This is a genomic window from Neorhizobium sp. T25_27 (assembly GCF_002968565.1).
Lineage (GTDB): Bacteria > Pseudomonadota > Alphaproteobacteria > Rhizobiales > Rhizobiaceae > Neorhizobium > Neorhizobium tomejilense.
Map to the genome: position 1 here is coordinate 763,979 of NZ_PVBJ01000001.1, position 26,282 is coordinate 790,260.

30 protein-coding genes and 1 other RNA gene are annotated in these 26,282 nt (G+C 61.2%); 12 read left to right on the top strand and 19 right to left on the bottom strand.

All coding sequences use genetic code 11. From position 1 onward, the window contains the following. Positions 1 to 4: 4 nt before the first annotated feature. The 4 genes from C5J24_RS03765 to ssrA all read right to left on the bottom strand — a co-directional run bounded on the left by C5J24_RS03765 (position 5) and on the right by ssrA (position 1,551). Positions 5 to 214 (bottom strand): ribbon-helix-helix domain-containing protein, encoded by a 210-nt coding sequence (locus C5J24_RS03765; protein WP_046626051.1) that lies wholly within the window; start codon positions 212 to 214, stop codon positions 5 to 7. Positions 215 to 328: 114 nt separating this feature from the next. Continuing rightward, the gene (locus C5J24_RS03770) at positions 329 to 523 is read right to left on the bottom strand and encodes a DUF4169 family protein (protein WP_046667612.1); all 195 of its coding nucleotides are present in this window, start codon (positions 521 to 523) and stop codon (positions 329 to 331) included. A gap of 21 nt (positions 524 to 544) precedes the next feature. Then, positions 545 to 1,051 (bottom strand): SspB family protein, encoded by a 507-nt coding sequence (locus C5J24_RS03775; protein WP_046667613.1) that lies wholly within the window; start codon positions 1,049 to 1,051, stop codon positions 545 to 547. A gap of 120 nt (positions 1,052 to 1,171) precedes the next feature. Next, positions 1,172 to 1,551, bottom strand: a transfer-messenger RNA (tmRNA) gene (ssrA, locus tag C5J24_RS03780). A 238-nt stretch (positions 1,552 to 1,789) separates the two neighbouring features. Here ssrA and C5J24_RS03785 point away from each other — a divergent pair. Then, on the top strand, positions 1,790 to 2,155 hold the full coding sequence (locus tag C5J24_RS03785) for a hypothetical protein (RefSeq protein ID WP_105400810.1): 366 nt from the start codon (positions 1,790 to 1,792) through the stop codon (positions 2,153 to 2,155). A gap of 46 nt (positions 2,156 to 2,201) precedes the next feature. Here the strand turns inward: C5J24_RS03785 and C5J24_RS03790 are convergent, their stop codons facing one another. From C5J24_RS03790 to C5J24_RS03825, 8 genes are all read right to left on the bottom strand, one after another. Next, complete coding sequence (locus C5J24_RS03790; RefSeq protein ID WP_105400811.1) at positions 2,202 to 2,486, bottom strand: copper-binding protein; 285 nt, start codon at positions 2,484 to 2,486, stop codon at positions 2,202 to 2,204. 22 nt (positions 2,487 to 2,508) lie between these two features. Continuing rightward, positions 2,509 to 2,988: a plastocyanin/azurin family copper-binding protein gene (locus C5J24_RS03795; RefSeq protein ID WP_105400977.1), complete on the bottom strand. Its 480-nt coding sequence runs from the start codon at positions 2,986 to 2,988 to the stop codon at positions 2,509 to 2,511. Positions 2,989 to 3,020: 32 nt separating this feature from the next. After that, positions 3,021 to 4,379: a multicopper oxidase family protein gene (locus tag C5J24_RS03800; protein ID WP_105415704.1), complete on the bottom strand. Its 1,359-nt coding sequence runs from the start codon at positions 4,377 to 4,379 to the stop codon at positions 3,021 to 3,023. A gap of 14 nt (positions 4,380 to 4,393) precedes the next feature. Beyond that, positions 4,394 to 5,845 (bottom strand): TolC family protein, encoded by a 1,452-nt coding sequence (locus tag C5J24_RS03805; protein WP_105416623.1) that lies wholly within the window; start codon positions 5,843 to 5,845, stop codon positions 4,394 to 4,396. A gap of 5 nt (positions 5,846 to 5,850) precedes the next feature. Continuing rightward, the gene (locus tag C5J24_RS03810) at positions 5,851 to 6,069 is read right to left on the bottom strand and encodes a hypothetical protein (protein WP_105415706.1); all 219 of its coding nucleotides are present in this window, start codon (positions 6,067 to 6,069) and stop codon (positions 5,851 to 5,853) included. 88 nt (positions 6,070 to 6,157) lie between these two features. Then, positions 6,158 to 6,586 (bottom strand): hypothetical protein, encoded by a 429-nt coding sequence (locus C5J24_RS03815; protein WP_371673658.1) that lies wholly within the window; start codon positions 6,584 to 6,586, stop codon positions 6,158 to 6,160. Positions 6,587 to 6,694: 108 nt separating this feature from the next. Further along, positions 6,695 to 6,943, bottom strand: coding sequence for a hypothetical protein (locus C5J24_RS03820; RefSeq protein ID WP_105415710.1), 249 nt, complete (start codon positions 6,941 to 6,943; stop codon positions 6,695 to 6,697). A gap of 109 nt (positions 6,944 to 7,052) precedes the next feature. Beyond that, positions 7,053 to 7,325: a hypothetical protein gene (locus C5J24_RS03825; protein WP_105400814.1), complete on the bottom strand. Its 273-nt coding sequence runs from the start codon at positions 7,323 to 7,325 to the stop codon at positions 7,053 to 7,055. 225 nt (positions 7,326 to 7,550) lie between these two features. Here C5J24_RS03825 and C5J24_RS03830 point away from each other — a divergent pair, with 225 nt between their 5' ends. Together C5J24_RS03830 and C5J24_RS03835 are read left to right on the top strand one after the other, a co-directional pair. Continuing rightward, the gene (locus tag C5J24_RS03830) at positions 7,551 to 8,228 is read left to right on the top strand and encodes a response regulator transcription factor (protein WP_105400815.1); all 678 of its coding nucleotides are present in this window, start codon (positions 7,551 to 7,553) and stop codon (positions 8,226 to 8,228) included. Between the two features lie 196 nt (positions 8,229 to 8,424). Next, entirely contained in the window at positions 8,425 to 9,564 is a 1,140-nt protein-coding gene (locus C5J24_RS03835; protein WP_245446508.1) for a HAMP domain-containing sensor histidine kinase, read from the top strand. Between the two features lie 73 nt (positions 9,565 to 9,637). Here C5J24_RS03835 and C5J24_RS03840 read toward each other — a convergent pair whose 3' ends face one another. Next, positions 9,638 to 11,539: a multicopper oxidase domain-containing protein gene (locus C5J24_RS03840; protein WP_105415714.1), complete on the bottom strand. Its 1,902-nt coding sequence runs from the start codon at positions 11,537 to 11,539 to the stop codon at positions 9,638 to 9,640. Positions 11,540 to 11,788: 249 nt separating this feature from the next. Here C5J24_RS03840 and C5J24_RS03845 point away from each other — a divergent pair, with 249 nt between their 5' ends. The 6 genes from C5J24_RS03845 to C5J24_RS03870 all read left to right on the top strand — a co-directional run bounded on the left by C5J24_RS03845 (position 11,789) and on the right by C5J24_RS03870 (position 18,178). Then, positions 11,789 to 12,682, top strand: coding sequence for an NAD(P)-dependent oxidoreductase (locus C5J24_RS03845; protein ID WP_105415716.1), 894 nt, complete (start codon positions 11,789 to 11,791; stop codon positions 12,680 to 12,682). A gap of 123 nt (positions 12,683 to 12,805) precedes the next feature. Continuing rightward, positions 12,806 to 13,600 carry a thymidylate synthase gene (locus C5J24_RS03850; protein WP_105415718.1) on the top strand — a complete coding sequence of 265 codons (795 nt, stop codon included), beginning with the start codon at positions 12,806 to 12,808 and terminating at the stop codon, positions 13,598 to 13,600. Continuing rightward, on the top strand, positions 13,597 to 14,127 hold the full coding sequence (locus C5J24_RS03855; RefSeq protein WP_105415720.1) for a dihydrofolate reductase: 531 nt from the start codon (positions 13,597 to 13,599) through the stop codon (positions 14,125 to 14,127). The genes C5J24_RS03850 and C5J24_RS03855 overlap by 4 nt, the downstream gene beginning before the upstream one ends. A 140-nt stretch (positions 14,128 to 14,267) precedes the next feature. Then, positions 14,268 to 15,365, top strand: a complete 1,098-nt coding sequence (hflK, locus tag C5J24_RS03860) for an FtsH protease activity modulator HflK (protein ID WP_105400980.1) — start codon at positions 14,268 to 14,270, stop codon at positions 15,363 to 15,365. Then, positions 15,362 to 16,312: a protease modulator HflC gene (gene hflC / locus C5J24_RS03865; RefSeq protein WP_105400822.1), complete on the top strand. Its 951-nt coding sequence runs from the start codon at positions 15,362 to 15,364 to the stop codon at positions 16,310 to 16,312. Before hflK ends, hflC begins: the two co-directional genes overlap by 4 nt. 222 nt (positions 16,313 to 16,534) lie before the next feature. After that, a complete protein-coding gene (locus C5J24_RS03870; protein ID WP_105415722.1) occupies positions 16,535 to 18,178 on the top strand; it encodes a Do family serine endopeptidase in 1,644 nt (547 codons plus the stop codon). 17 nt (positions 18,179 to 18,195) lie between these two features. Here C5J24_RS03870 and C5J24_RS03875 read toward each other — a convergent pair whose 3' ends face one another. The 5 genes from C5J24_RS03875 to serB form a co-directional block, all read right to left on the bottom strand. After that, positions 18,196 to 18,777: a GNAT family N-acetyltransferase gene (locus C5J24_RS03875; RefSeq protein ID WP_105415724.1), complete on the bottom strand. Its 582-nt coding sequence runs from the start codon at positions 18,775 to 18,777 to the stop codon at positions 18,196 to 18,198. Between the two features lie 24 nt (positions 18,778 to 18,801). Beyond that, the gene (locus C5J24_RS03880) at positions 18,802 to 19,113 is read right to left on the bottom strand and encodes a helix-turn-helix domain-containing protein (protein ID WP_105415726.1); all 312 of its coding nucleotides are present in this window, start codon (positions 19,111 to 19,113) and stop codon (positions 18,802 to 18,804) included. After that, positions 19,110 to 19,265, bottom strand: coding sequence for a type II toxin-antitoxin system RelE/ParE family toxin (locus C5J24_RS32250; protein ID WP_371673828.1), 156 nt, complete (start codon positions 19,263 to 19,265; stop codon positions 19,110 to 19,112). The genes C5J24_RS03880 and C5J24_RS32250 overlap by 4 nt, the downstream gene beginning before the upstream one ends. 26 nt (positions 19,266 to 19,291) lie before the next feature. Next, complete coding sequence (locus C5J24_RS32255) at positions 19,292 to 19,420, bottom strand: type II toxin-antitoxin system RelE/ParE family toxin (RefSeq protein WP_245437411.1); 129 nt, start codon at positions 19,418 to 19,420, stop codon at positions 19,292 to 19,294. Positions 19,421 to 19,511: 91 nt separating this feature from the next. Then, entirely contained in the window at positions 19,512 to 20,402 is an 891-nt protein-coding gene (gene serB, locus C5J24_RS03890; protein WP_105415728.1) for a phosphoserine phosphatase SerB, read from the bottom strand. On the opposite strand from serB, the gene miaA reads away from it, so the two are divergent. Further along, the gene (miaA, locus tag C5J24_RS03895) at positions 20,403 to 21,293 is read left to right on the top strand and encodes a tRNA (adenosine(37)-N6)-dimethylallyltransferase MiaA (protein ID WP_105416625.1); all 891 of its coding nucleotides are present in this window, start codon (positions 20,403 to 20,405) and stop codon (positions 21,291 to 21,293) included. Positions 21,294 to 21,300: 7 nt separating this feature from the next. Here the strand turns inward: miaA and C5J24_RS03900 are convergent, their stop codons facing one another. Beyond that, complete coding sequence (locus tag C5J24_RS03900) at positions 21,301 to 23,418, bottom strand: ATP-binding protein (protein ID WP_105415731.1); 2,118 nt, start codon at positions 23,416 to 23,418, stop codon at positions 21,301 to 21,303. 434 nt (positions 23,419 to 23,852) lie between these two features. Here C5J24_RS03900 and C5J24_RS03905 point away from each other — a divergent pair, with 434 nt between their 5' ends. Both C5J24_RS03905 and ilvN read left to right on the top strand, forming a co-directional pair. Further along, positions 23,853 to 25,640 (top strand): acetolactate synthase 3 large subunit, encoded by a 1,788-nt coding sequence (locus C5J24_RS03905; protein ID WP_256427129.1) that lies wholly within the window; start codon positions 23,853 to 23,855, stop codon positions 25,638 to 25,640. Positions 25,641 to 25,690: 50 nt separating this feature from the next. Then, the gene (gene ilvN / locus C5J24_RS03910) at positions 25,691 to 26,263 is read left to right on the top strand and encodes an acetolactate synthase small subunit (RefSeq protein WP_024164177.1); all 573 of its coding nucleotides are present in this window, start codon (positions 25,691 to 25,693) and stop codon (positions 26,261 to 26,263) included. Positions 26,264 to 26,282 lie beyond the last annotated feature (19 nt).

The following is a 26,282-nucleotide window of genomic DNA, read 5'->3' on the forward strand; positions in this document are numbered from 1 at the left end:
GGATCTAGGAGGATTTGAGCCACGTCAGGACATGGACGCGTAACGCCGACGAGAGATTGCTGGCGGCATCCCTTTGATCGTCGATCTCGGCGATCAGGGTTGCCAGGCTGATATCGCGCTTTGCTGCGATCGCCTTCAATTCGAGCCAGAACTCGTCCTCGAGGGAAAAACTGGTGCGATGACCGTGAAGGGTCGCGGAATGTTTGCGGATCACGAAACTCTCCGGACCTTCGGAACAAGCTCGCTTATTCAGACTGTGGTACTTCCGGCGTCAAGCCGATCGGCTGAAGCTTGGTTAGCGGATCCTTAATATACACCGGACGGAAAGTCAGTCGTCCTTGCCGGGCTTTTCCAGGCGGCCCTGGTCGAGCCCCTTCTCCGCCTTGTCGTTGCGTGCCTTGGTCAGGGACTTGTCGGCCTTGGTACGGCCGAAGGTGAGGCGGTTCTGCTCCGCCTCCTTTTCCTTTTCGAGCCGTTCCTTGGCTTTGCGGAACTGGCGAAGGTTGACGATTTCGGCGCTCATGGCTGACGCGCCTCCCGGCGCTTACTGCTTCTTGCGGAAGGAATCGAGCGAGATGACCGAGCCGGGCTTCTTCTCTTCGCCGGGCTTGGCTTCGGTGTCGGCAGACTTGGAAATGGCGTCTACGGGGATGGCGGTGATCTCGGCGGTGGTGTTCTCGTCCTCGTCGGCCAGCGGCACCTCGAATTCAAGCTCGAAATTCACAGAAGGATCGTAGAAACCGCGAATGGCGTTGAAGGGAACGACCAGGCGTTCCGGGGTGTCGGAGAAGGAGAGGCCGATCTCGAACTGGGTATCGGAGACCTTGAGGTCCCAGAACTGGTGCTGGACGACGATGGTCATCTGTTCGGCATATTTCGCCTTGAGGTGCTGCGAGATGCGCACGCCCGGGGCGCCGGTCAGGAAGGTGATGAAGAAATGATGGTCGCCCGGCAGACGGCCCGTGGCCGCAACCTCGGTCAAAACCTTACGGATGACGCCGCGCAACGCGTCCTGCGCCAGAATATCGTAACGGATGTGGTCCTGCCCCATACGGTCCTGTCTTTCCATTCTCTCGTCTTTTAGTCAGACGCGTTATGCCATGCCGGCCCGGCGCGGGGAAGCCCCGACGAGCATCCGAGTCAGTTCCATAGTATTCGACTGGGGAGCGAAGGTGAAGGCTTCTGTTGCCAGGTGCCTTCGGACCCCGCCTTAAAGTGCTACCTCCAAGGACTTAGTTCGGATTTCCCGCACCGCCATTAGGCAGCGAGAGCATAACCCTTAGCGTTGTTGTCGTTTGCAACTACACTTTTTGACCCGATAACGGTGGTATCATGCCGAGCAAAAGTTCGATCTTTAAGCCCTTGTCGATCCTATTTCGCCCCCATCAAAAGCCGGTCCGCAAGGTTTCCATGCGACCGACCGGTTTTTGGTGGAGGCGCCGGGTACCGCCCCCGGGTCCAATAGGTTTATTACACCGGCCGTTTATTGCCATAGCCGGACCGAAGTCCGGCAACCGTCATATAGGCGTTTCCACCCCCGGTGAAAAGGGGTGAGAAGCGTGAAGGCTCCCATAAATCGTCGCATCGATCACTTTTGCCGCTGGTCAACAGGGAAACGGGCAGGAACCGAGGATCAGCGCAATCGACCGGTTCCTTCGCGCAGATAACGATCCACGATCGTTGCGCTTCCCCTTTTTGATATGAGCCGTTGTGGCAGCACCTGACAATCGCTGTCCCAGCGGTCCAATCGATGCTAAACTACTGAAGTGTCGTGCCTTGGGAGGGGCCGATGGGCCGTCTCTGCTTAGCTGTGGCAGCATTCGTCATTGAGGCGTCGGGCCTAGAAGCTCAGGAACGTCAGCCGTTTCACATTGCGCAATTCCCCGACAGCCGGACAGTGAGCCTTACGATCACGTCGGCGGCGACGTCGGAAGACATCGAGTATGATTACGACGTCGCAATTGGACTGACCGAGCACAAGACCGGCGGCGAACCCATCTTCGTGGACAACGGCACCCATGTCATGCGTATCCGGTGTCAGGCGCCACGAACGGTATTGGTCGGCGCTACAGTTTACAGGCTGCATGACCCGCCAGTGATGGGCGACTGGAAAGAGGACCTGTGGAAGGCCTTGTGCCTTCAACCCGTCTCTTGAGTAGGTGAGTAGGCCCCCGCTTCCGGGGAAGCGGGGGCCGTTGTTGTCACTTCACCTGGGTGACGGTCAGCTTGCCGTTGACACGTTCCGCCACGAACTGGATGTTCGCGCCTTCCTTCATCTTCCCGAGCATCCCCTCGTCGGCCACGTTGAAGACCATGGTCATCGCGGGCATTTCGAGACCCTTCAGCTCCTCGTGGATGAGCGTGACCTTCTTGGCCTTGGCATCGACCTTCTTGACCGTGCCCTTGGTGAATTCCTGAGCGAACGCACCGCTGGCGGATGCCAGGCCGAGCGCTGCGACGACAGCAAGTTTGAGAACCGTTTTCATGCTCTTACTCCTTCCTTCTTACCTACTTGTTGGCGACAGTGACGTCGCCGTGCATTCCGGCGTCGTAGTGGCCGGGAACGAGGCAGGCGATCTTGAAGACGCCATCGTTGGTGAATTTCCAGACGATATCACCGGACTTGCCCGGCTTCAGGCGGATCGCGTTCGGATCGTCATGTTCCATGTCCGGAAATTTCTCCATGACCGCCTTGTGCTCCATCACCTTCGCCTCCTGGTCGAGGACGAATTCGTGGTCGAGCTCGCCTTCGTTCTTGATGGTGAAGCGGATGGTCTGACCCTTGCGAACCTTGAAGTCGTTCGGGGTGAAGATCATCTTGCCGTCGGGCGTCTCTTTCATGCTGACGCGGATGGTCTGGCTGACCTTCGACTTGTCGCCGGGTTCGCCAACGGCCATGGCTTCGCCGTGGCCGCCCGCGTGGCTGCCCGATGCCAGAACCGGCGTTGCGAGGGTGGCGAGGATGAGGCCAAGAATTGCAGTTTTCATGATCATGTCCTTTGATTGTTGGGAGTTACCGATCAGCCGTGGTTCGAATGTTTCGACGGCGGCTGTGTCTTTGCGTCTTTGGCCTTGGGCGCGTCGGGGAGGCTTCCCGTCCACTCCCAGGCCTGGGTGCCGGGCGGGTTTTCGTACCAACCCGGATCGGCGTAGTCGCCCGCCGAGATACCCTCGCGGACCTTCACCACGGAAAACATGCCGCCCATCTCGATGGGGCCGTGGGGTCCCCATCCAGTCATCATGGGAACAGTGTTTTCCGGTATTTCCATGGACATCTCGCCCATATCCGCCATGCCGGCCGTACCCATCGGCATATATTCGGGACGGATCTGCCTGATCTTTTTGGTGACTTCCTTCTTGTCGACGCCGATGAACGTCGGGATGTCGTGGCCCATCGCGTTCATCGTGTGATGCGACTTGTGGCAATGGATCGCCCAGTCGCCGACATGCTTTGCGTCGAACTCGTAGGCCCGCATCGCGCCGACGGGAATGTCGATGCTGACCTCCGGCCAGCGGGCTTCAGGCCGAACCCAGCCGCCGTCGGTGCAGGTCACTTCGAAATCGTAGCCGTGCATGTGGATCGGGTGGTTGGTCATCGTGAGGTTACCGACGCGGACGCGGACCTTGTCGTTCTTCGAGACCACCAACGGATCGATGCCCGGGAAGATGCGGCTGTTCCAGGTCCAGAGATTGAAGTCGGTCATCTCCATGACGCGCGGCACATAGGTGCCGGGATCGATGTCATAGGCGCTGAGCAGGAAAACGAAGTCGCGGTCGACCGGCATGAACTTCGGGTCCTTGGGATGGACCACGAAGAAACCCATCATGCCCATCGCCATCTGAACCATCTCGTCCGAATGCGGGTGGTACATGAAGGTGCCGGACTTCACGAGGTCGAACTCGTAGACGAAGGTCTTGCCGACGGGAATATGGGGTTGCGAAAGGCCGCCCACACCGTCCATCCCCGACGGCACGAGCATGCCGTGCCAGTGGACCGTGGTGTGCTCCGGCAGCTTGTTGGTCACGAAGATACGGACCCGGTCGCCCTCGACCGCCTCGATGGTCGGACCTGGCGACTGGCCGTTATAGCCCCAGAGGTAAGCGGTCATGCCTTCCGCCATCTCGCGCTCGACAGGCTCGGCAACCAGATGGAACTCCTTGACGCCGTTGTTCATGCGGAAGGGCAGGGTCCATCCGTTCAGGGTCACGACCGGGTTGTAGTCTGGCCCCACGGATGGACGGATCGGCGTCTGGGTTGCGGCGGAGTCCATCGCGGCCGCCTCCGGCAGACCCATGTTCGACGTCTGGCCCCAGGCCTGGGAGGAGACGAGTGCGGCACCGGCGGCACCTGCTCCAAGCAGCTGTCTTCTATTGAACATTCTCGTTTCCTTTCTCAGTCTTCGGCTTCTTCAGCCGAAGCGACCTCGGTTTCTGCCGAGGCCGAACCGGTGCTGCCGCCATAGATGACGGGGGCAAGGTTCGCTTCGGCAAGCCAGAAGTCGCGTTTGGCGTTGACGGCAAGGATGGTGGAATCGATCTTCTCGCGGGTGTCGGCGATCAGTTCGAAGGTGCTGGTGATCATGCCGTTGTAGGTGAGGAGGGACTGTTCCTCGATCGCATTGCGCAACGGCAGGACGTTGTTTCGGTAGTGGCGTGCGATATCGTAGTTCGACTTGTAGGCCAGATAGGCAGAGCGGGCTTGTGAACGGGTGTTGACCGCAAGTTCCGCCAGCTGGTTGGCAGCCCGCATGTAGGCGAGCTCACCCTTTCGCAGCCGCGCCTGGCCGGAATCGAAGATCGGGATCCTGAATTCCAGTCCTGCCGTCTTCGACACGTCCGAGAGGATCTTGCCGTCCTCGCGCTCGCGTTCCTTTTCGTAAGTGCCGACCAGTTCGATGTCGGTGACGATGCGGGTGACATCTTCGAGCTTGTAGGACTGGGCGGTCGCCTGAAGCTCCAGGCGGGCGACCTGCAGATCCATGCGCTTGTGAATCGACTCGGCCTCGATGTCGTCGCGCTTGATCAATGCCTTCGGCAGTGAGGGGAGGCGGTTCGGAATCTGGAAGGCGATGTCGGAACCGGTGAGGCCCATCAGCCTGATCAGCTCTTCTTTGGCAAGCTTTGCTTCGAGCCTTGCCTTGGCAGTCTCGCCGGTCAGTTCCGCGTAAAAGACGTGTTCACGAGCCTGGTCGGCCTTCGGCATTGATCCGGCTTCGCCGATCTTCTTGGCGAGTTCGGAGGCAGCGTCGGCGGCTCCCTTGGCCTGGTTGAGGTAGGCGACGTTTTCCCATGCCGCCACGGCGTTGATCCAGGCTCGCCGCGTTTCGGCGGCGAGGGAGATCGTGGCGATCGCCCCGTTGAGCTGGGCCTGACGGAACCGCGTGTCGGCCAGCTTGATGTTCTTGTCGTATGTCGCCAGAGCCAGAATGTTGGCCGCGATGGCACCTTCGAGAACACGATAGGCCTCAAGTCCGGGAGTGGCGATCCCGGTCAGACCGACGGAGAAGGTCGGCAAGACCGAAAGCTGCGTCTGCCATGCGTCCGCAGCACTATCCCCGAGATCGGCATAGGAGGCCTGGAGGCCCTTGTTGTTCAGGAGAGCGACCTGGACGGCGGTCTCGACGTCGATGGTCTTTTTGGCCATCAGCGCCTTCACGCGGCCCTGGACTGCCTGAGCCTGCTGTCGGTTCTGGACCCACACGGTTTGTTTGCCGGTTGCCTCGCTGCTTTTCGCTGAGGCATTCATGAAACCGGCGTCTTTGGCCGAATAGTCCGTCGTTACGCAACCTGCGGCGACGAGAGGGAGCACGACGGCGGACACCAGCTTGATGTGACGTGTTATCATCGCGCTCATCCCTTTTTCGGAGCCTGGGCGTCGTTGAGACCGCGCCAGGGCTTCGGATCGACGGGCATGCGATGGGTGTAGCCGTCAATCGGGCTCTGGTACCGGAGGGGCATGACGTCCGGCACGGTGTCAGGCTGGTCGGTCGAAGCAACGACTTCAGGCAATGTGGACGCGCATCCGCTGGCAAAAAGCGGAAGAGCAACCACCAGGAACAAATGTTTCATGGTGAAAATCCGAGAATATGATCGCAATTGCGCCATGGCGCTCACTCGCGCACAGGCACAGCAAGACCCGCCCTGCGGGTGCTAGTTCTCAGATGTTAGGTGGACGATGCAGGCTCGGCTTCTGACCGGCAGTATCCGTGTCGTCGATGAACTCGCGAATGGAAACCACGCGCGGATGGTTCAACGAGGAACCGGAGCAGGCGATGGCGGCAACACCGCAATAATCCGTGCAGCAGGAGCTTTTGGATTTTTCCGGGCTGCCGTGGTCGTGCTGGTTGCCGTGATGATCGGCATCGGCCATCGCAACGCCGTCGCCATGGTGAGCGGCTTGGCCATCTTCGACCTGCGAGACCTGGGCGGCGCTTTCGGGATGCATCGCGGCGCTGACGGCAGAAAAGCTGTAGCCCGCCAGTGACAAGATCATCACCAGTCTGAACATCAGTGCCATCGCTTTAGATGTGATTCGATACATCCCGCTCATGCCTATCAGGATTGCCAGAGCCTTCGAGCTTGTCAATCGACGCCTTCTCAAACCACCACTTCACGTCGTTTGTGTGGCACCGCAACAACGCCACGAAGGGTGCCCCGCCGTATCTGAGGCCAGCGGGCACGGCTTGCATTGGCTTTAATTGGGGCGGTCCGAACCACCATAGTAGTCACCGCTGTTGGTTGTCTTCGGGGTCGTGTCCCACCCGTTGCGAAGCGCCGGATTGTTGATCGATCCGGTATATCCGTAGCGGGCGTCCCGGGCTGCAGATGCTTCTACCGAGGGGTTGCGGTCAGCCCCTTCGTAGTAATTACCTTCCTGGGCCAGTGCGGAGGTGCTCAGAAAAATTGCGGCCAGAAACGCGGTAGCGGAGGCTGCTTTCATCATTGTAGATATTCCTTCAGAATTGCCGACCACTGGAGTTAGCGACCATGGTCGATGCGTTGCCGATGTCTTGAATGTCGAGCAGGGATCGCTGATCGACGGCAGTTGAAGTTCAGCGGTTGTCGCGGGATTTATGGAGTTCAGCACGCGGATCGGTTACGGAAACGGTCCCGAACCGCTTGTTGGTGCGCTCGACGATGCCATTGTCGAGGACCCGGAATGTCACGTTGCTATTTGACTTGGCGACGGCGGTTTCTCCGGGTTTGCCATGCCCTTGGACAATAGCATCCACAGGAGACGCTCCGGAGGCCAAGGGACCGTTAGCCAGAGCGGGGACTGCAACGGCCGCGAAACCAACCGATAGGATTAGGAGCTTGGAATTCATGATCTTTTCCTCGTTCGACTGCGTGGTGCAGCGTGAGGAAGTTACATCGTGGTTTTGTCGGCCGCCTTTCGCCAAGTTTACAAAATTGTAAGGTGGAACGGCTCGTCGCCGCGGCTATCACGGGTCAGGCAGGGCTGATATCCTGCCGCAACAAAGCCTGGATCGTACCGCTTGGAGCATCGGCGAGCGCGCGATCGAAATACTGCTCTACAGACCGGAAGCCTTATGAAAATCCTCCTGATAGAAGATGACAAGAAGACGGCCACCTATATCGTCAAAGGTTTTACGTCGGCTGGACATGTCGTGGATTGGGTTCTCGATGGCAGAGATGGGTTGACGGCAGGACTCGATGATTCCTATGACGTGATGGTCGTCGACCGGATGGTTCCAGCTCTGGACGGCCTCACCCTCGTAAAAAGCCTTCGCGCGGCCTCCGTCCGAACCCCGGTTCTTTTCCTCACGGCCATGAGCGGTGTCGATGACCGCGTCGAGGGTCTCGAAGCCGGGGGCGATGACTATCTCGTCAAACCTTTCGCCTTCTCCGAGTTGACGGCGAGGATCAACGCGTTGCTCAGGCGTCCGCCAATGACTGCCGAGAAAACGAAGTTGCGCGTCGGGGATCTTGAACTCGATCTGGTCAAACGAACCGCCGAACGAGCTGGAATGCCTCTTGAACTGCTGCCGAGAGAATTCACGCTGCTGGAGCTTCTGATGCGAAACGAGGGAAGGGTGCTTACCAAAACGATGCTTCTGGAGAGGATCTGGAACTTCAATTTCGATCCGCAGAGCTCCGTGGTCGAAACCCATATCAGCCGATTGCGGTCGAAGATCGATAAACCGTTCGACTTCCCGCTCCTGCACACCGTCCGCAACACCGGCTATAGCCTGCATGCGCGGCGGTAGCTTCTTCAAGAGCACGGCTGTCCGGCTTGCCTTCCTCTACATATCGCTGTTTGTCGTCTCCTACCTCGCAGCCAACGTCATCGCCTACCAGATGGTACTGAATTTTCTGGACGAGCGGCTCAACGCAAACGTCATGGAGCGATACAGGGAAATCGGGTCAGCCTACGAGGCTCGCGGTCTCCCAGGCGCGATCAGCATGATCAACAGCCATGGTCCGGCGATCCGAGGCGAAGAGACGATCTACACGCTCCGGAATTCATCCGGAGCGCTGATTGCGGGAAACGCTGAACTGAAAGGCGTTGCGAAAGGCTTTTCCACCCTGAGGCCGAAAGATCAGCATCAAAGCGACGTCAACTATAAGCTGTTCCGGGGCCAGCTCGACGGGAACGACCTGACGGTTGGCATCAGCTACGGCGACACCGACGAACTAGCCCGGATCGTGCTGGTCAGCTTCGGGTGGGCCACCGCTATCGTATTTACCGTCGGATTAGGCGGAGCGGTCGTCCTGAGATATCGCACCCGTCGGCGGATTTCGGAGCTGTCTCAAACCGCCCATGCCATCGGGCGCGGCGAGCTTGCGAGGCGACTGCCGGTGTCGTCGAGGATGGACGAGATCGACATGTTGTCGTCGGAGGTCAATGTTGCGCTGGAGCGTCTGGAGGCGAGCGTTGCCACCTTGAACCATGTGACAACGGACGTCGCCCATGACCTGAAAACGCCGATCGGTCGGACGTTCCTGATTCTGGACGATGCTCTGCAAGCAGAAACAATGGCGGAGGCCAAAGACGCGGTAGAAGCCGCTCTCGCTGAACTGACCGCGATAGCGAGCACGTTCGACGCACTCCTGAGGATTGCCCAGATCGAGGCCCGCAACAGGACTGCCCATTTCAAGTCAATCGATCTCACTTCGCTGGTCCGCGACATCTACGACATTTACGACGCGATCGCCGCGGAAGACGGCTACACGCTTCGTATACAGGAAGCGGGTGAGGAATGTCAGGTTCGCGCCGATCCGGACCTGATAAGGCAAATGTTGGCCAATCTGCTCGCCAACGCGCTCCGTCATACCCCGTCCGGCTCCACCATCACATTGGGCTTGACGCATCGTGGCGGCGCCATCTGCCTGAGCGTATCCGATGACGGGCCAGGCATTCCTGCGGAAGAGCGGGAGCGGGTATTCGATCGCTTCTATCGGCTGGAAAAAAGCAGAACCACCGTCGGATCGGGCCTTGGCCTCAGCCTCGTAAAGGCGATTGCAGAGCTTCATGGTGCGAAGGTCGAGTTGCTGGACAATACGCCGGGGCTGTCTGTGGTTATCCTGTTCCGCCGCCTCTGAAACTGCTCCGCGTGCGGCGTGATCGCCCCTGATATCGCGCGCGATCAGCATAGCCGAAGTCGAGTTGAAGCAATCACGGTTGGACATCGATCACCAGCATGAGGCCACCACCGCCGTCGGTTTCGACATTGTTGTTCGTCGTGTGGTGGGAGATGTGGCAGTGGACGAGCCATTTGCCCGGTCGCTGGGCGGTCCATACGACATCGTAGCGTTGTCCGGGAGCAATGTTGACCGTGTCGGCCAGGTAGCGGGCGGTTGGCGCCAGTGTCTCCCCGTCGCGCGCGGCGACCTCGAACGGGCCTCCATGAACGTGCATCGGATGGATGGCCGTCGTGTGCGAACCCACGAAGCGTATTTTCAGTTTCTGCCCGACCTTCATCTTGATCGTGTCCGTTGCGGGATAGGATTTCCCGTTGATCGTGAAGAAGTTGGGCAGGGCACCTTCCATCGGCATGGCCGGATATGTGAGCCACTCCCGCTTCACCCATTCCTGAAGCTGCATCGTATATTCGAGATCGGCGGGAATTTCGTCGGCCGCATCCTTGGGATCGATGATCAGTGCGCCGTACAGGCCAAGCGACTGCTGCCGGTCCACGTGGTCGTGCGTGTGGTAGAAATACGTGCCGGACTGCCCGACGGTATATTCGTAGGTGAAGGTCTGGCCCGGCTCTATCGGCTTCTGGGTGATGTGGGCCGGCCCGTCCATCTCGTTTGGCAGGATCAGGCCATGCCAATGGACGGTCGTGCTTTCCGGCAGCCGGTTCGTGACGTTGATCCGGACCTTGTCGCCTTTCACGACCCGCAAGGTCGGGCCCGGAACCTGATTGTTATAGGCGTATGCCTCCACCGTTTCGCCGGGCAATATCGACCATCGGATCACCGAGGCGGTGAGGTCGAATACCTTGACGTCGCCATCGATGCGCGGCGGAAGGACTTCGCCGCCCGTCGCCGTTTCCCGCGCCCGAAAACCGGCGAGGCGGGGATCGACCGCCGCCATGTCGCGCATCGCGTCGCCCGGTGTATCGAACGTCATGATCATCCCAGGAGCCATGATCGCACCGCCGACGTCGTGAGCGCTCAGATGCATATTCACCTTGGTGAACGGGTAGGCGAAGCCGGCAATCAGCATGATCGAGGTGAAGGCGGCCATCGTGGCGATCTGGAGACGGGTAGGGGCGAATGCGCGGCTTGGATGATCTTGCCCCGACCCGTGATGCTGATGGTTGCCGGCTTGCTCTTGTCGGTTCTCGTCTCCGTGGGCATGTGCGCCCTCCTGCTGGTGTCGCCCATGCGTGTCGCCGGCCACTTGGCTTCGCTCCGTCATCAGCCCATGCTTCAGACCCTTGGCGACCAGCCAGACATTGAACGGGTAGGCGATCAGAAAACCGACCCCGATGCCGAGGGCCATCACGCCCCAGAAGAGCATTTCTCCCGGCCACATGGCCCTCATGTCGCGGCCCATCATCAGGATCGCCATAACCGGAGCCATCCCGGCCATCATCGCGTTCATGCTGATGAATTCCGGCATGAAGGAGTTTCGGACATTCTGCCAGTAAGTGCCGCCCATCATGTTCTTCATGAACAGAGCCTGGAAGATGAACAGGCCGAGCGTGAAGCCGGCGATGTATTCGATGATGATATCGATCCACATCGGCAGGCCGAGAACGGCGGTGATCGCAGCGGCGATGATGATGCCCGTGGCATCGCCGGCGACGCAGTGGATGGTGGAGCCGATCCCCTGCTTCCACAGCGGCTTGATGAACTCTTCGTGCGTTCCGGGCACAGGTTCCTTGTCGGCCAGGATGTAGAGGAGCAGGCCGATCGGCCCGAGATAGAGAGTGACGAGGATGAAGCCCCATTTCATCACGGCCGGTTCGGGATTGTTCCTGAACTGGTCCGAGGCGACATAAAGTGTGCTGAGCCCGGCCAGGATGAACCAGACGAAGAGAAGATAGTCGATTGGCTGGATGAACACGGCTTCCTCCACATCGCTAAGTCACGAGATGGAGCGGACGCTACAAGTTTCCAGCATTGGAAGGTCAAGCGCTTCAAGGCGTGTTTCGGGCGTCCTGCTTTTGCGCGATCGACGTTGACGGGCTGGTGGTGCCATGCTTCATCATCGAGCCACACAGGTCTTTCGGCTGGCGATGCCGGGCTCGCAGAAGGTGGGCGGACGATATCGACAGTTGCGGCAGGGCCAGGATGGGATTTGAGGAGGCACGTCATGGGCAAGCGGATCGTATTCACCGGCGGCAGCGGCAAGGCTGGAAGGCATGTCGTGCCGTATCTCGTAGGGGAAGGGCATGAGGTCCTCAACCTCGATCTGGTGCCGCTCGATTGCCCCGGCGTCAACACGCTGATTACCGATCTCAGGGACGGCGGCGAGACCTTCAACGCGCTGTCGATGCATTTCGGCTTCCAGGGGCTGGAGAGCGGCAAGGGGCCGGCGCCCGTCGATGCGGTGGTGCATTTCGCCGCCGTACCGCGCATCCTGATGCGCCCGGACAATGCGACGTTTTCGGCCAACACGATCTCCACCTACAACGTCATCGAGGCGGCGATGAAGCTCGGCATCCCCAAGGTGATCATCGCGTCCAGCGAGACGACCTATGGGGTCTGCTTTGCCGAGGGCGACAAGGACTATCATTCGTTTCCGCTCACCGAAGATTACGATGTCGACCCGATGGACAGCTACGGTCTCTCCAAGGTCGTCAACGAGAAGACGGCGCGGGCCTTTGCCATGCGTTTCGGGGCGGACATCTATGCGCTTCGGATCGGCAACGTGATCTCGCCGGAGGACTACAGCCGCTTCCCCGCCTTCCTCGCCGACCCGCCGTCGCGCAAACGCAATGCCTGGAGCTATATCGATGCCCGCGATCTCGGCCAGATCGTGCATCTCTGCATCGAAAAGGACGGCCTCGGCTTCCAGGTCTTCAACGCGGTCAACGACACGATCACGGCGCTTGAGCCGACCCGGCCGTTCCTCGAGCGCTGGGCGCCCGGCACGCCCATCGTCGGCGAGATCGGCGAATTCGAGGCTCCGATCAGCAACCGCAAGATCAGGGAGGTCCTGGGTTTCGCCGAGAGCCACGATTGGCGCAAATACGTCACCAGGTGATCCTGGGAACCGGGCTTGCCAAAATAGGGGGCCAAAATAGCGGGGAAAGCCGCCACAGGAGATTGGTCGGGCGGCCTTATGCTACTATATCATTCCCTGACGATGGAATCGGCGGCCTGACCCATGAAGCAATATCTCGATCTTCTTCGGCATGTGATGGAAACCGGCACCGACCGAGGCGACCGGACCGGCAAGGGCACCCGCTCGGTATTCGGCTATCAGATGCGCTTCGACCTCGCAGAAGGCTTTCCGGTCTTGACGACCAAGAAGCTGCATCTGAGATCGATCATCCACGAGCTCCTGTGGTTCCTGAAGGGCGATACGAACGTCGCCTATCTGAAGGAGAACGGCGTCTCGATCTGGGATGAATGGGCCGACGAGAAGGGCGAGCTTGGGCCCGTCTACGGCTACCAGTGGCGCTCCTGGCCCGCCCCCGACGGCCGCCAGATCGACCAGATTTCGCAATTGATCGAAGGCCTCAAGGTCAACCCCAATTCGCGCCGGCATATCGTGTCGGCCTGGAACGTCGGCCAACTCGACGAGATGGCACTGCCAGCCTGCCATTGCCTGTTCCAGTTCTACGTCGCCGACGGCAAGCTCTCCTGCCAGCTCTACCAGCGCTCCGCCGACGTCTTTCTCGGCGTGCCGTTCAACATCGCGTCCTACGCCCTGCTGACGATGATGGTCGCCCAGGTGACGGGGCTGAAGCCCGGCGACTTCGTCCACACGCTCGGCGATACGCATATCTACTCGGATCACTTCGAGCAGGCGAAGCTGCAACTGACCCGTACCCCGAAAACGCTGCCCACCATGCGCATCAATCCTGCGGTAAAGGACATCTTCTCCTTCCGCTTCGAGGATTTTGCGCTCGAAGGGTATGAGGCCGATCCGCATATCAAGGCGGCGGTGGCGGTGTGAGTAAGCCCCGTCTCGTCATCATCGCCGCCGTCTCGCGGAACGGCGTCATCGGCCGCGATGGCGACATGCCCTGGAGACTTTCGACCGATCTGAAGCGCTTCAAGGCGCTGACCTTGGGCAAACCGGTCATCGTCGGGCGCAAGACCTTCGACAGTTTTGGCGGCAGACCTCTCCCGGGCCGGCCGCATGTGGTCGTCACGCGCAATCCGGATTTCCACTACGAGGGCGTCGATGTGGCCGCATCCCTCGACGAGGCACTCAAGATTGCCGGCCGCAGGGCCGAGGAGGCCGGAGCCGACGAGATCTTCGTGCTGGGCGGCGGCGAGATTTACGCCCAGGCGATCAGGATCGCAGACATGATGCGTGTCACGCATGTTGAAACCGATATTTCGGACGGTGATACGTTCTTTCCCGCCATCGATCCGGCGGTGTTCGAGAAGATCGATGAGGTTGCCGTTCCGGTGGGCGAGAAGGACAGTTATCCGACCCGTTTCGCCACTTATGCCCGCCGAACCGCGACAAACTGAAACATTTCGTGACCGTTGAACGGGAAGTTATTGAACCTGCGTTGAAAGCAGGTCGGCGCATCCCTATAACGGGCAATAGCCAGACGGCTGCCGCACGGCAGGGTCGCGGTTTGGGAGCGAATACGAACAAAGAGGTTTTGATGCCCTGGAGCAATCAGAATGGTGGCGGCGGCGGTCCTTGGGGCGGCGGTGGCGGTAATAATCAAGGGCCCTGGGGACAGGGACCGAACCGCCCACGCGGCGGCGGGGGTAGCGGTGGTCCGCCCGACCTCGAAGACATCATAAGGCGCAGCCAGGACCGGCTGCGCAGCGTAATGCCCGGCGGCTTCAACGGCGGCGCCTTCGCGATCGTTCTCATCGTGATTATTGCCTTCCTCGCCTTCCAGTCCGTCTATACGGTCCAGCCGGACGAGCGCGGGGTCGAACTGCGTTTCGGCCGCCCGAAGGACGAAATATCCATGCCGGGCCTGCATTTCCATTTCTGGCCGTTCGAATCCGTCGAGATCGTCAAGGTCACCGAACAGCAGCAGAATATCGGCGCGGCTCGGGGCTCAAGCTCCAATGCCGGCTGGATGCTGACCGGCGACCAGAACATCGTCAACGTTCAGTTCTCGGTTCTGTTCACCGTAACCGATCCGAAGGCCTATCTCTTCAATCTGGAAGGCCCGGCTTCGACGCTGCAGCAGGTTTCCGAAAGTGCCATGCGCGAAGTCGTCGGACGCCGCCCGGCGCAGGACATTTTCCGCGACAATCGCGAAGGCATCTCGACCGAGGTGCGCAGCATCATCCAGGGCACGATGGATACCTACGGCTCCGGCCTTTCCATCAATGCCGTACCGATCGAGGATGCGGCGCCGCCGCGTGAAGTGGCCGACGCCTTCGAAGAAGTGCAGCGTGCCGAACAGGACGAGGACCGTTTCGTCGAAGAGGCGAACCAGTACGCCAACCAGAAGCTCGGCCAGGCCCGCGGTCAGGCAGCCCAGGTCCGCGAAGAGGCATCCGCCTACAAGGACAAGGTCGTCAACGAGGCGCAGGGCGAGGCGCAGCGCTTCGTCTCGATCTACAACGAGTATGCCAATGCGCCTGAAGTCACGCGCCGGCGCATCTTCCTCGAAACCATGGAAACGGTCCTGAAGAACTCCCGCAAGATCATTTTGGACAACAAGGACGGCGTGGTTCCCTATCTGCCGCTCAACGAGATGATCAAGCCGCAGACGAACCAGGGAGGCACACGATGAACTCCAATCGACTCCCCGCATTCCTGATCGGCCTCGCCGTTCTTCTCATCCTCATCTATTCGTCGGTCTTCGTGGTCAACGAACGCGAACAGGCGATCGTCGTCCGCTTCGGCGAAATCCAGGACGTCAAGCGCGAGCCGGGCATCTATTTCAAGCTGCCCTTCGCATTCATGGACGCCGATCGCGTCCAGTATGTCGAGGACCGGGCATTGCGCTTCGATCTCGACAATATCCGCGTCCAGGTGCGCGGCGGTGCCTTCTATGAAGTCGACGCTTTCGTCGTCTACTCGATCACCGGCCCGCGCCTCTTCCGGGAAACTGTCTCGGGCGACCGCGAATCGGCCGAATCGCGCCTTCGCACCCGCCTCGATGCGGCTTTGCGCCGGGTCTACGGTCTGCGCAATTTCGACGCGGCGCTTTCCAATGAGCGTTCTTCGATGATGCAGGAGGTTCGCGCCGACCTGAGTGCTGCGGCGGAAACCCTCGGGCTCGCGATCCGCGACGTTCGTATCCGCCGCACCGACCTCACCCAGGAAGTGTCGCAGCAGACCTTCCAGCGCATGAAGGCGGAACGTCTTGCCGAAGCTGAACTGATCCGTGCTCGTGGTAACGAACAGGGCCAGCGCCGGCGGGCGATCGCCGACCGCCAGGTCGTCGAATTCGTCTCCGAAGCACAGAGGGATTCGGAAATCATGCGCGGTCAGGGCGATGCCGAACGCAACAAGATCTTCGGCGAGGCCTTCCAACGCGATCCGGCCTTCTTCGAGTTCTACCGCACCATGCGGGCCTATGTGGCTGCGCTTGCCGACAACGGCACGACCTTGGTGCTGTCGCCGGATTCGGAGTTCTTCCGGTTCTTCAACTCGTCCGCAGGTCAGGCACTTGCGCCGATCCAGCCTCCGGCTCGACCGGCACCGCCTGCCGCGCCCGCAGCGCCGGCGAACTGATCTGGCAAGTTTGGGGCGGCGCAAAGCCGCCCCTTTCATGACAAGACCATCCACAGGCGTGACGGGTAGAGGGCGCAGTCCTCACGAAAAGGTAATTTCCACAGTCGTCATTCCGCCTTATGCTCTGCCGAAACTCCGCCCGATTCAAAGGTTCCTATAGCCTGCCCGGGTGGAGACCGCTCTTCCGGGGTGATGCGGAAAATCCAACAGCGAGGACGCCAGATGGCCCATTCGGTTCGATCGACCTTCAAGCGCACCGTCACGCTTGCGGCAACTTTTGCCCTGCTGGCGGCACCCTTGCAGGCGATTGCCCAGACCCCGGTCCCTGCCGCCCCGGGGCAGAACGCCAATCCGCCGGCCGGTTCTCCGGGCGTCATGCTGCCGGCTCCGCCGACCCCGTCTCCGACCATCAATCCGCCCCCGGCTCCCGGGCCGATGGCAGGCGGCGGCCCGGGCTCGATCGCCGATCTCGCCGAGGGCCTGCTCGATGCCGTCGTCAACATCTCCACGTCCCAGAGCGTCAAGGACCAGGGCGCCGGCCCGCAGCCCCAGATTCAGGAAGGCTCACCGTTCCAGGAGTTTTTCGAGGACTTCTTCGATGGCCAGGGCAACCAGAACGGCAACCAGAAGGTTTCTTCGCTCGGCTCCGGCTTCGTGATCGATCCCTCCGGCTACGTGGTCACCAACAACCACGTCATCGAAGGCGCCGACGACATTGAGGTGATTTTCCCGAACGGCTCGAAGCTCAAGGCCAAGCTGGTCGGCACCGACACCAAGACGGACCTGTCGGTCCTGAAGGTCGAGCCCAAGGCGCCGCTCAAGGCCGTGCGCTTCGGCGATTCCCGCCGCATGCGGATCGGCGACTGGGTGATGGCGATCGGCAACCCCTTCGGCCTCGGCGGATCCGTGACACTGGGCATCATTTCGGCCCGCGGCCGCAACATCAATGCCGGTCCCTATGACAACTTCATCCAGACGGATGCGGCGATCAACAAGGGCAATTCCGGCGGCCCGCTGTTCAACATGCGCGGCGAGGTGATCGGCATCAATACCGCGATCATTTCGCCGTCTGGCGGTTCGATCGGCATCGGTTTCGCCGTGCCGACTGAGCTCGCCGAGAATGTCGTGCACCAGCTGACCGAATTCGGCGAGACGCGCCGCGGCTGGCTCGGCGTGCGCATCCAGCCGGTCACCGACGACGTGGCGGCAAGCCTCGGCCTCGACAGGGCGCGCGGCGCGCTGGTATCCGGCGTCGTCAACGGCGGGCCGATCAAGAACGGCGAGATCAAGGCCGGCGACGTGGTCCTCACCTTCGACGGCCAGTCCGTCAACGAGATGCGCGACCTGCCGCGCATCGTTGCGGAAAGCCCGGTCAACAAGGAAGTCGACGTGGTGATCCTGCGCGACGGCAAGCAGCAGACCGTCAAGGTGACGCTCGGCCGCCTGGAGGATAGCGCCGATCCGGAGGAGGAAGACGACCAGCCGGCCCTGCCGGAAGGCCAGGGCGAGAATAAGACGCCGGACAACAAAACGCCCGGAGACCAGAAGGGCGAACTCAGCCAGGACCCGGCCGCAGCCTTCGGCATGACGCTCGCCGTGCTCGACGAAGACCGCCGCAAGAGTTTCAGCATTGTCGAAAGCGTCGAGGGGGTACTGATCACCGCCGTCGCGCCGAATTCGCCAGCAGCCCAGAAGGGGTTGAAGGTCGGCGAGGTCGTGGTCGAGGTGGCGCAGGATTTCGTCGAAAGCCCGGCCGACGTTGTCAAGCGGATCTCGGTCCTGAAGTCCGAGGGCCGGCGCAATGCGCATGTGATGGTCTCGGATCCTTCCGGAAACCTGCGCTTCGTGGCGCTGCCGCTGGAGTAAGCTCAAGGGCAGGGCGGTTAGCGGGCGCGCCCTGCGGCCGCCCTCTGGCGCTGCCACTCATCGCGGGTGATCGCATAGACCACATGCGGTTTCAGATGCGGATGCGTATCCGGCACCCGCGGATGGTCGAAATCCATGCCCGTGATGCGGTGCAGGCCGAGCCGCTTCATGACGGCGGTCGATCGCCTGTTTTCGCCGACTGCGAAGGAGACGACGGCATCGAGGTGCTTTTCGCTGAAGGCGAAGTCGAGCAGCGCGCGGGCTGCTTCCGTGACATAACCGTTGCCCCAGAACCGGGTCGCCAGCCGCCAGCCGATCTCCACCGTCTCGACCGGAAAGATATCCGGCATGTTGGCGAGCGACAGGCCGCAGAAACCCATGGGCTCCTGGGTTTCCTTCAGTTCCAGCGCGTAAAAGCCGAGCCCGGTTTCGGTGATCGCATCGTTGAGTTTTGCGAGGAAGGTGTCGGCCTCCTCGTGGGTGCGGCGGAACGGGAAAAATTCCATCACCTTCGGATCGGAATTGATCTCGCGAAAGAGGTCGCGGTCGCTGTCGATCCAGCTCCTGAGGCGCAGGCGTTCGGTTTCGAGGATGATCATGGGACGATGCACGGTCAACCTGCTCTATGATGCTCTGGAAGAGGATTTCGGCTTCTGGAAGCTGATGCGGAGTTTCGTGCCGGTCGCATCGGCGAACCGTTGCAGGGTGCGGGTCGAAGGCATGGAACGACCACTCTCCAGCCGGGCGATGGCGGCCTGAGTCGTGCCCATGGCCTTGGCGACGTCTTCCTGAGTCATGGAGGCCTGGGCGCGTGCCTTGATGAGGGCCTCCGCGAGGGCAAATTCCTCTTCGAGGGCATCATAGGCCGCGACGAATTCGGGGTCCTTGAACCATTCCTTCGCTGCCTCGCTTACCAGAAGGCTCTTCTTGTTCATCTCACATCCTTTGCCCGTCTCAGCGCAATCTCGATTTCGCGCCTGGGCGTTTTCTGCGTCTTCTTCTGGAAGACGTGCAAGACCACGATCCGCTGGCCTGAAGCCGTTACATAAGCTGCCCGGGCTATTCCGTCGCGGCCGCGCATCCGCATTTCCCAGATCGGTCCCTCAAGGTGCTTCACATAGGCTCGCGCACCTTGGCGGGTCCTTCCAGCTCGATCAGCTTTACGATGCGGAGGAAACTGGCAACAATATCGGTGGGAAACGCCTCCAGCTCGATCCTGACGCGATCGTTCAGAAATTCCATTTTCCAATGCATTGAATATACCATTTTTGCAATGATCTTCAATGCGTATGACGCGATGCGAGTTGTACTTCGTCAATCGCGTAGGTTGTGTTCAACTGAGGATAAAATCCGTCTTGCGATAACCCTGGATATAGAGGAGGGCGGTCAGATCGCCGTGGTCGATGCGCATCTTGGCCTGGGCGGCAACGGTGGGCTTGGCGTGCAGCGCGACGCCGGAACCGGCGATGTCGAGCATGCCGAGATCGTTGGCGCCGTCGCCGACGGCGATCGTGTCTTCCGGGGAGATGCCGAGCTTTTCCGCGATGGCAAGGAGCGCGTCCACCTTGGCCTGTTTGCCGAGGATGGGTTCGGCGACCTCGCCGGTGAGGAAGCCATCGTTTTCGAGGAGGATGTTGGCGCGGTTCTCGTCGAAGCCGAGGGTCGCGGCGATGCGGGTGGTGAAGACGGTAAAGCCACCCGACACGAGCGCGGCGTAGTGGCCTTTGGCCTTCATGGTGGCGATCAGTTCCGGCCCACCTGACGTCAGCGTAATGCGCTTGGCGATGACGTCGTCGACGACCGTGATCGGCAGGCCTTTCAGAAGCGCGACGCGCTCGCGAAGCGCGGGTTCGAAGGCGATCTCGCCGTTCATGGCGCGGGCCGTGATCGTCGCGACCTTGTCCTTCAGCCCCACGACATCGGCAAGCTCGTCAATGCACTCCTGGCCGATCATGGTCGAATCCATGTCGGCGATCAGGAATTTCTTGCGCCGCGTGTCCGCATCCTGAATGACGAGATCGATCGGGACGCTGCTGATGACAACCCTCAGATCGGCCTCGGCCGCCTCGATATCGCAGCCGTCGCGCAAGGCGATATCGCAGGCGATACCATCCGCCAGCCAGTAGAGGCCGGAGGCTTTCACTGCCTCCGCCGCTTGTTCTCCGAGCTGTTGCGTGAGAACGGGGTTTGACGGATGGGCGATGAGCGTGGCAACGAAAGCCATATGAGCGACCTTATCGACAATTTTGATGCGATCCTGATAACCGGGCCGACGGCCAGCGGCAAGTCGGCGCTTGCATTGCGCCTGGCGCGCGAGAAAAACGGCGTGGTGATCAATGCCGACAGCATGCAGGTCTACGACACGCTGCGGGTCCTGACGGCGCGGCCGGCCGAGGACGAGATGGAGGGCGTGCCGCACCTGCTCTACGGGCATGTGCCGGCGAGGCGCCCCTATTCCACCGGCGAGTGGCTACGCGACGTGATAGCGATCCTGCCGGAACTGGCGCGCAAGGGCCGGCTGCCGGTCTTCGTCGGCGGCACCGGGCTTTATTTCAAGGCGCTGACCGGCGGCCTGTCCGATATGCCGGAGATCTCGCAGGATATTCGTTGCGAGGTGCGCCTGCGTCTCAAGGAGGAAGGACCGGAGGCGCTGCATGCGGAGCTTTCGGCACGCGATGCGGCGGTGGCGGCGAGCCTGGAGCCGAAGGACGGGCAGCGGATCGTCAGAGCGCTGGAGGTTCTGGCCGAGACCGGTCGCTCCATCGCCGAGTTTCAGGGCAGGCAGGGGCCGATGGTGATCGATCCTTCGAGGGCGAAGAAGCTTGTCGTCCTGCCGGACAGAAAACTCCTGCACGAACGGATCGACCGCCGTTTCGAGACGATGCTGGAGACCGGGGCCGTGGATGAGGTGAGGGCGCTGCTGGCGCTCGATCCTGCACCCGACCTGCCTGTCATGAAGGCGATCGGCGTTGTGCAGGTCGCCGAGATGCTGGAAGGCCGCATGAGCCGGGAAGAGGTTGTCGAACGCGGATCGGCATTGACCCGCCAATATGCCAAGCGGCAGATGACCTGGTTTCGCAACCAGATGGACGAGAGTTGGGAACGTCTGGCCTGAGGCCGGCTCAATCCTTGTCGTAAAGGCTGCTCAGCGGTTTCTTCAGCAGGCTTTCGCGCAGCGATCCTTCGCGCCGGAGCAGCGGGTTCGGGCGTGGGGCTCCTTCGGACGCCGGCGGACGCTGGAATGTCGGAGGCGCGGGCTGGTAGGGCGGCGGCTCAGGCGGACGGTCGCGGCGCAGTTCTGCGAAACGGTCGGGGCGGGGCGCTAAGGGTTGTTCCGGTGCTGCCGCGCGCGGCAGCATTTCCGGCCGGTAGGGTTCCAGCTGCGGGTTGGTCGCCATGGGCGGTGTCGGATTGATCGTCACATGGCCGGTCGAGGGGATCTCCCGGTTCCAGCGATCGAGTTCGGCATCGCCTGCCGGCGGGAAATCATCGTCCGTATCCTCGTCGGCCCCGGAAGCGCCTTCCGCGAAAGGCGCCGTCGCCGTCGAGTAGCTTTGCTGGAAGGCGGAAATATCGGGGCCGCTGACGGCGCGCATACGGGCGATCACGGTGCGCAGGTCGACCGTATCCGGCGTATCCTCCGTGCCCTTGTCAGCGACGCCATTGGCCTTGGGCAGGTATTTTTCCTCGACGCGGGCAAACCGCATGCGCATCGGCACGGAAATCGCCTCGCCGAAGGCGATCGCCTCACCATTGCCGATCGACGACAGAAAGCTGGTCGTCGAGATCGACGAATTCGGGATCGCCGACTTGATGATTTCCTGGTCGCGGTCGTTTGACAGCCGCATCGCGAACACGGTCGAACACTGCGACAGGATCGTCTGGTCGAGTTCGCCGGGGCGTTGGGTGATGACGCCGAGCGAGACGCCGTATTTGCGGCCCTCCTTGGCGATCCGCGAGATGGCCTGCCTTGTCGGGAAGAAACCGAGCTCGCGGTCGGCCGGCACGTAGCGGTGTGCTTCCTCGCAGACGACGAGCATGTGGATGGCGCCATTGCTCCAGAGCGCCAGTTCGAAGGCCATGCGGCAGAGGACCGAGGCGATGGAATTGACGACTTCAGAGGGAATGCCGGCGAGCTGGAAGGTCGAGATCGGCCGGTCGTCGCCGGGAATGCGGAAGATATAGGCGATCGTCTCCATGATCGTGTCGTTGATCGTATTGTTGGAGAACATGAAATGGTAGCGCGGGTCGTTGATCGCCGACAGGATGCGCATCTTGAGCGACCGCAGGAAGGGTTTTTCGCCGCGGCCTTCCAGGCGGCCGATACGTTCGTCGATCAGCGCCAGCAGGTCCGCCATGCGGTAGGGGACCGGCGTATCGGCGGTGACCGAGCTTTTTTCCGTCGAGCGGCGCATCAGCGAGGTTTCGTTGCCGCGGAAGGCGCGTTTCGCCTCCGGGATCAGGTCGCGCAGGATGTCGAGTTCTTCCGCCACGGCCGGGCGGCCGCGGAAAACCACTTCTGAAAACTCTTCGAGCCGCATCAGCCAGAAGGGCAGGTCGAGCGTCTCGGTATCGATGACGACCGCGTGCTCGGGGAAGGCTGCGGCAAATTCGTTGTGCGGATCGAGAATGAGGACGCGCAGCTTCGGGTCGGTCTCGATCGCCTTGTGGAGGAGCAGGGAGACGGCGGTCGATTTGCCGACGCCGGTCGAGCCGACGATGGCGAAATGTTTCGACAGCATCGACGGGATATGGATCGTCGCGTCGATCGTGTCGTCCTGCGTCAGCTTGCCGACCACGCAGGTTTCGTTCTTGCCGGTATCATAAATGCGGGAAAGGTCGGCGGCACGAATCCGGTGCGCGACGGCGCCGAGATAGGGATAACAGGAAATGCCACCGGTGAACTCGTCACGACCATTGAGCCCCTTGCGCACCTCGCCGAGCAGTTCAGCCTCGATGTGAAAGCCGGTGTTGCCGTTTTCGCTCCATTCCTTGCCGCCGGTCTGCATTGCGTAGGCAAGCGCCACGACACGGTTTTCGCCGACGCTGATGGAGATCAGCCGGCCGACGGACCACAGTTCGGTAAGATCGGTCTCGCCGTGTTCGGCAACGGCGGAAATGGTGGCGTGCGAGCCGGTGCAGGCGACGACGCGGCCAAGCATGCGGTTGCCCGGCTTCTGGATGTCGCGACGATCCTGCTCCCCTGCAGATGCGGAACGTTGCAGATCGTTGTTCAACAAACTCTGGCCCCTATCATTGGGGGTGGCGGAACGGGTCACGGTTCGTCCGTCGGGTCGCTACCCTCCAAACAGGAGGACTATATTGTGCCGGCCTTAACAACCCGTGTAGGAAAGCGCGCGGCCGAATGCGCGGAAACGGAGCAGCAAAATCAGGCCGATGAGGATTTTTGGTGCAGGCCCACGTTGACGAACGACATTTATCTGGCTAACACTTCGCGCCATGAAGATTTCGATCGCTCTTATTGTGGTGGGAACGCGCATGGGCAGGACGGTGTAACCGTCCGGCGACAGCCACCCATGCGCGGAAAGACAGGCTCCTCCAAGGGGCCTTTTTTTATGCCTTCAATCCGGCTCGGAGGAGCCGCCGGTAAAAATCCAGCAGCGAATGGACCAAGACAATGACGGATACGAACAACCAGGGGTCGGGCAACCAGATGCCAGATAATCAGACGCCAGATAACCGGATGACTGGCGCGGAGATCGTCCTGAAGGCTCTGAAGGACAATGGTGTCGAGCATATCTTCGGATATCCGGGCGGCGCCGTCCTGCCGATCTATGACGAGATCTTCCAGCAGGACGACATTCAGCACATTCTGGTCCGCCACGAGCAGGGCGCCGGCCATGCGGCCGAAGGTTATGCCCGCTCCACCGGCAAGGTCGGGGTCATGCTGGTGACCTCCGGTCCAGGCGCCACCAATGCCGTCACCCCACTGCAGGATGCGCTGATGGATTCGGTGCCGCTGGTCTGCCTGTCGGGCCAGGTCCCGACGACGCTGATCGGCTCGGACGCCTTCCAGGAATGCGACACCGTCGGCATTACCCGGCCCTGCACCAAGCACAACTGGCTGGTCAAGGACGTCAACGAACTGGCCGGCATCATCCACGAGGCCTTCCGCATCGCCCAGACCGGGCGGCCGGGTCCGGTCGTCGTCGACATCCCGAAGGACATCCAGTTCGCGACCGGAACCTATACGCCGAAGCCGGAGATCGCCCAGAACACCAGCTATCAGCCGCGCACCCAGGGCGACATCAACGCCATTCAGGCGGCCATCGAGCTGATGGCCTCGGCGCGCCGGCCGATCCTCTACACCGGCGGCGGCGTCGTCAATTCCGGCCCGCACGCCTCGCGCCTGCTGCGCGAGCTGGTCGAGCTCAGCGATTTCCCGATCACCTCGACCCTGATGGGGCTCGGCACCTATCCGGCGTCGGGCAAGAACTGGCTCGGCATGCTCGGCATGCACGGTTCCTACGAGGCGAACATGGCGATGCACGACTGCGACGTCATGGTCTGCATCGGCGCCCGTTTCGACGACCGCATTACGGGCCGCCTCAACGCGTTCTCACCGAATTCACGCAAGGTCCATATCGATATCGACCCGTCCTCGATCAACAAGAACGTGCATGTCGACATCCCGATCCTCGGCGATGTCGGCAGCGTCCTCGAAGACATGGTCCGCCTGTGGCGTGCGTTGCCGAAAAAACCGGCCAAGGCGCAGACCGAGGAATGGTGGAGCCAGATCAACCGCTGGCGGGCTCGCAAGAGTTTCTCCTACAAGCATTCCAACGACGTCATCATGCCGCAATATGCGCTGCAGCGCCTCTTCGAGGCGACCAGGGGGCATGACACCTATATCACGACGGAAGTTGGCCAGCACCAGATGTGGGCGGCGCAGTTCCTCGAATTCGAGGAGCCCAACCGCTGGATGACTTCCGGCGGCCTCGGCACCATGGGCTACGGCCTGCCGGCGGCGATCGGCGTTCAGGTGGCGCATCCGGACGCCCTCGTCATCGACGTCGCCGGTGACGCCTCGATCCAGATGTGCATCCAGGAAATGTCCTGCGCCATCCAGCATAACCTGCCGGTCAAGATCTTCATCCTGAACAACCAGTATATGGGCATGGTCCGCCAGTGGCAGCAGCTGCTGCACGGCAACCGCCTGTCGAATTCCTATACGGAGGCGATGCCGGACTTCGTCAAGCTTGCGGAAGCCTATGGCGCCGTCGGCATCTACTGCGACGATCCGAAGGAGCTCGACGACAAGATCGAGGAGATGATCGCGGTCAAGAAGCCGGTGATCTTCGATTGCCGCGTCGCCAATCTCGCCAACTGCTTCCCGATGATCCCTTCGGGCAAGGCACATAACGAGATGCTGCTGCCGGACGAAGCCACCGACGAAGCGGTTGCCAATGCCATCGATGCCAAGGGTCGCCAGCTCGTCTGAGACGGGCGGCACATCCTTCAACAAAATTCTGAGGAAATGGACCCAAGACCATGAATGCGCATCAGCAACCGACCGGATCCGCCTATTTCATCGCGCCTGAGACGGCGAAAGCCGAAAGCCACACGCTTTCGGTTCTCGTCGCCAACGAACCGGGCGTGCTCGCACGGGTGATCGGCCTGTTTTCCGGCCGCGGCTACAATATCGAGAGCCTGACGGTTTCGGAAACGGAACACGAAGCTCACCTATCCCGCATTACCATCGTCACGCGCGGCACGCCGACAGTGCTCGAACAGATCAAGGCGCAGCTCGAACGCATCGTGCCGGTGCACCGGGTCGTCGACCTGACGGTTCGCGCCCATGCGCTTGGCCAGGAACGGCCGATCGAGCGTGAGGTGGCGCTGGTCAAGGTCGTCGGCCAGGGCGACCGCCGCGCCGAGACGCTGCGGCTCGCCGATGCCTTCCATGCCAAGGTCGTCGATGCGACGGTCGAGCATTTCATCCTGGAGATCACCGGGAAATCCTCGAAGATCGACCAGTTCGTGGCGATCATGAAGCCGCTCGGCCTGGTGGAAGTCTGCCGCACAGGGATCGCGGCGATGAACCGCGGCCCGCAGGGGATGTAACGGGTCTGGCGGAGATCGA